We start from the raw sequence: 4,613 nt of genomic DNA on the forward strand, positions 1-4,613 counted from the left end.
TCGGAGGAGTATCCGCCGATGCCGAGGTCGAGATACTCGTCCAGGCCAAGAGCCTTGAGCTTGATCTCGGCGCTGCCCCGCAGATTGCCGGTGACGACGGTGGGAACCAGCCCGGGCTCTTGGTGCACGGCGGCAAGGGCGGCGGGTGCACCGGGCATGACCTGCCCGGTGCGAGAAAGATCGCCACGGTGACGCTCCAGTTGTGCAGGCATACGCTGCACGATGCGTTGCGCGAGTTCCTCGATCCGCTCGGGTTCCACTGCATTCGCGCACAGCAGCTCCCGGACAGCGAGGGGCATCGTCACCCCGGTTCCCCGGGCGGGCAGACGCTCGGCAGGCCGGCCCACCACCTCCTCGAAGAGTTCCCGGTAGACCAGCCGGTCGGTGTCGCCGGTGTACAGGAGGGTGCGGTCGATGTCCCAGAGAACCAGGATCATGCGGCGGCTCGCTGACGCATAACGCTTTCCCCACGATCCAGCAGGTCCCGGGCGGTTGAGGAGGCACCGTAGGAGCGCGCCTCATGGAGCATGGTGCGCAGGTGGTCGTCGAGGCGGGCGGATTGAATGCCTTCGGCGAGGGTCAGGACGTCATGGGCGGTGGCGCAGCCGGCGTCGGCGTCGCCGGCGCGCATCTGCGCGGTCGCGGCTCGGGAGAGGAACTGAGCGGTGGTTCGGGTCTCGTCCCGGCTGAGCACGTCGCGGGCCGCGGCGAAGGATTGGGCTGCCCGGGATGGCTGTCCCAGGTCGAGGTAGCAGCTTCCGGTCTGTCCGAGGATCTCCCCCGGGCTGATCCAGTACAGCCAGTGAGGATCGTCCTCGCCCCGGCCGCGGGCACAGAGTTCTTCGGCTTCGGCAAGCGCGGCCAAGGCGTGGCGCTCTTCACGGAGTCGGGCGTGGCCGCGAGCCTGGCGGGTGAGGAGCATGGCGTTCAGGGCGGGGGCGTCGTGATCGGTGATTGCCTGGCGCGCTGTACGGGCGGCGGTGATGGCGTCGCGCGGGTCGCCGGCGGAGTAACCGTGGATGGCGAGGAAACCGAGAGCGCCGGCGCGCAGGCGGGAGTCGCCCGAAGCGTGGGCTGCGCGCAGAGCGCCGAGGAAGAGGGGGTGTGCCAAATGAACTGCCCTGTCTCGCATTCGGTGGTAACAGAGAGTCGTGAGGATCGTTGACACTCGCATGGAGGATGTCAACGAGCTTGTGCAGAAGGTGTTTTCGGGTCTTTCGCCGCTGGTCATAGAGGATGTGGCCGACGAGGGCGAGCGGATCGTGGCACGCTCCGTCACCACCGAATGTGAGACAGAGCCGTTGATTAGACACTCCCTCGCCCAGGTGTTCAACGAGCGCGGCGACGGCGCCGTCGTACGCGGCGGCACCGCACAGATCTCCAAGAACGACCGCCAGCCCCACCTGACGCTCTCCGACGCCCGGCAGTTGCTGCTGGACGCACTGGCCGAGTACCGCACCACCCACGGCCACCAGCCCGCGCGCATCGTCGTGCACAAGACCTCGAACTTCACCCAGGGCAAGATCGACGGCTTCCACGAGGCCGCCGATATGCGCGATATCGACCATGTCGACATGCTGTGGATCCAGCGGCGCGGCGCCCCGTACCTGTACCGCACCGGGCAGCTCCCACCGCTGCGCGGCACCACGGTCCGGCTGGACGCACGCTCCATGCTGCTCTACACCCGCGGCTCGGTGCCGCACTTCCGTACCTACCCCGGTATGTACATCCCCCAGCCGCTGCTGATCCGTGCCGCATCACAGGGCACCGATCCACTGGCTGCCAGCACCGACATACTCGCCCTGTCCAAGATGAACTGGAACAACGCCCAACTCGACGAACGCGACCCGCTCACCCTGCGCACCGCCTACCGGGTCGGTTCCATTCTCAAGCACGTGCCGACCAACGCCCGAATCGCCACCCGCTACGCCTGTTACATGTAGCACTGCAGGAAAGCACCACCGAACCGCCTGAGCACCGCCGTGGGCTCCGCCATAGCACGACAGCGCCGTACCTCATGTCCAGCTGAATGGCATCGCCCTGCCCTGACCGGCACCGATGCCGGGCACCGCACTCGTCGGCATCGGAAAACCGCTCAGGCAGCGACGTAGGGCGCCCCGTCCGGGTCTACCGCCGGAAGCATCGACCGTGCCCTGATCAGCGAGTCATGCCGAGCGTGGCGTCCTCCGAGCGGTCCGCGTGGGTGGCGTCGCTGAGCCCGAGGCGCAGGTGCTCGATGTGGTAGACGGCCTGGTCGAGGAGTTCGGCGACGTGGTTGTCGTAGAGCGCGTAGATCACCGAGCGGCCCTGGCGGCGGCCGACGACCAGGCCGAGGTTGCGCAGGAGGCGCAGCTGGTGCGAGCAGGCGGACTGTTCCATGCCGACCTCGGTGGCGAGTTCGGTGGCGGCGCAGGGGCCTTCCCTCAGGCGGGAGAGGATCAGCAACCGGGAGGGGGTGGCCAGGGCCTGGAGGGTGGTGGCCACCCGGGCGGCGCTGTCCGCGTCCAGGCGAGTGTGCGGGACGGGGTCTTTGGCGGGAGCTGCTCCATGGCCCATGACTGCCATCATACAAGTGACACTTGAACAGCTCTTCATATGTACCTGTATGGTGATTGAGTCGTTCCGTCCCGCCCTCCCGAAGGGTTCTTCGTCATGTCCTCCACCCTGACCGAGCGGCCCGCGCCCGCCGCGACCGCGCGCCCGGATGCCGCTCCGCGGCGACGGACCCGGGTCTTCGCGCTGCCCGAGGTCCGCTGGGCCGCAGCGGCCACGGCGCTGTTCCTGCTCTCACTCCCGCTGCAGCTGACCGGTGCGCCCGCCTGGTCCTGGGGCGTGCTGTACGCGCTCGCCTACGCCGCCGGCGGCTGGGAGCCCGCGCTGGCCGGACTGCGGGCGCTGCGGGAGAAGACCCTTGACGTCGACCTGCTGATGATCGTGGCCGCGCTGGGTGCGGCGGCCGTGGGCCAGGTGATGGACGGCGCCCTGCTGGTCGTCATCTTCGCCACCTCCGGTGCCCTGGAGGCCCTGGCCACCGCGCGCACCGCCGACTCGGTGCGCGGCCTGCTCGACCTGGCCCCGGCCACCGCGACCCGGCTGCGCGCCGACGGCACCGAGGAGACCGTGCCCACCGCCGATCTCGCCGTCGGCGACACGGTCCTGGTGCGGCCCGGCGAGCGGATCGGCGCCGACGGCCGGGTGCTGGGCGGGGCGAGCGAGGTGGACCAGGCCACCATCACCGGCGAACCGCTGCCCGTCGCGAAGGAACCCGGCGACGAGGTGTTCGCCGGCACCCTCAACGGCACCGGCGCACTCCGCATCGAGGTCGAGCGGGACGCCGCCGACTCGGTGATCGCCCGGATCGTGCAGATGGTCGAGGAGGCGTCCGAGACCAAGGCGCCGACCCAGTTGTTCATCGAGAAGGTCGAACAGCGCTACTCGATCGGCATGGTGGCGGCCACGCTGGCCGTGTTCGCGGTGCCGCTCGCGTTCGGCGCCGCGCTGACCGACTCACTGCTGCGGGCCATGACCTTCATGATCGTCGCCTCGCCGTGCGCGGTGGTGCTGGCGACCATGCCGCCACTGCTGTCCGCGATCGCGAATGCCGGGCGGCACGGAGTGCTGGTGAAGTCCGCCGTGGTGATGGAGCGCCTGGGCCAGGTCGACGCGGTCGCCCTGGACAAGACCGGCACGCTCACCGAGGGCACCCCGCGCGTGACCGACATCCGGCCACTGCCCGGCTCCGGCCTGCACGAGGAGGAGTTGCTGATCCTGGCAGCGGCGGCCGAACACCCCAGCGAGCACCCGCTGGCCCGCGCCGTCGTGGACGCCGCGGGCGCCCGTGATCTCACCCTGCCCGTCGCGGAGGACTTCACCTCCACCCCTGGCATCGGAGTCACCGCCACCGTCGACGGCCGCAAGATCGCGGTCGGCGCCCCCGCCCGGCTGCTGTCCGGCGCCGAGGGCGCGCACACCGCCGCCGAGCTGGAGGATGGCGGGCGCACCGCGGTCCTGGTGGTGGCCGACGGCGCGCCGGCCGGAGTCCTGGGCATCGCCGACCGGCTGCGGCCGGACGCCGCCGCCACCGTCACCTCGCTCGCCGCACTCACCGGCACCACGCCGACGCTGGTCACCGGCGACAATCCCCGCGCCGCCGCCCGCCTGGCCGCCGAGGTCGGCATCACCGACGTCCGCGCCGGACTGCTCCCGCAGGACAAGGTGGCCGCGGTCAGGGAACAGGAGCAGGCCGGCCGCAAGGTCCTGGTCGTCGGCGACGGCGTCAACGACGCACCCGCCCTGGCCGCAGCCCACACCGGCATCGCCATGGGCCGGACCGGCTCCGACCTGGCCCTGGAGACCGCCGACGCGGTGATCGTCCGCGATGAACTGGCCACCGTGCCCGCCGTGGTGGCCCTCTCCCGCCGGGCCCGCCGCCTGGTCGTGCAGAACCTGGTCATCGCCGCCGTGTTCATCTCCGGCCTGGTCGTCTGGGACCTGGCCGCCACCCTCCCCCTGCCCCTCGGCGTCCTCGGCCACGAGGGCTCGACCGTCATCGTCGGCCTCAACGGCCTGCGGCTGCTGCGCGAGGCCGCCTGGCACCGGGCCCGCGCGGAGGG

The 4,613-nt window shown here is 70.8% G+C and carries 5 protein-coding genes; 2 read left to right on the forward strand and 3 right to left on the reverse strand.

Going from position 1 to position 4,613, the window contains the following annotated elements:
* Both RH94_RS17050 and RH94_RS17055 read right to left on the reverse strand, forming a co-directional pair.
* Positions 1-437: HAD family hydrolase (locus tag RH94_RS17050; RefSeq protein ID WP_143203986.1), on the reverse strand; the 437-nt coding region annotated here is incomplete at its 3' end.
* Positions 434-1,168, reverse strand: a complete 735-nt coding sequence (locus RH94_RS17055) for a hypothetical protein (RefSeq protein WP_324614278.1) — start codon at positions 1,166-1,168, stop codon at positions 434-436. The genes RH94_RS17055 and RH94_RS17050, both read right to left, overlap by 4 nt.
* 4 nt (positions 1,169-1,172) lie before the next feature.
* Between RH94_RS17055 and RH94_RS17060 the strand changes: the two genes are divergently transcribed.
* On the forward strand, positions 1,173-1,943 hold the full coding sequence (locus RH94_RS17060) for an argonaute/piwi family protein (protein WP_143204032.1): 771 nt from the start codon (positions 1,173-1,175) through the stop codon (positions 1,941-1,943).
* 214 nt (positions 1,944-2,157) lie between these two features.
* Here RH94_RS17060 and RH94_RS17065 read toward each other — a convergent pair whose 3' ends face one another.
* Positions 2,158-2,556 (reverse strand): ArsR/SmtB family transcription factor, encoded by a 399-nt coding sequence (locus RH94_RS17065; RefSeq protein WP_073948442.1) that lies wholly within the window; start codon positions 2,554-2,556, stop codon positions 2,158-2,160.
* Positions 2,557-2,652: 96 nt separating this feature from the next.
* Here RH94_RS17065 and RH94_RS17070 point away from each other — a divergent pair.
* A partial coding sequence (locus RH94_RS17070; protein ID WP_073948443.1) for a heavy metal translocating P-type ATPase occupies positions 2,653-4,613 on the forward strand: 1,961 nt, incomplete at its 3' end.

This window comes from Streptomyces kebangsaanensis (assembly GCF_001906585.1).
Lineage (GTDB): Bacteria > Actinomycetota > Actinomycetes > Streptomycetales > Streptomycetaceae > Streptomyces > Streptomyces kebangsaanensis.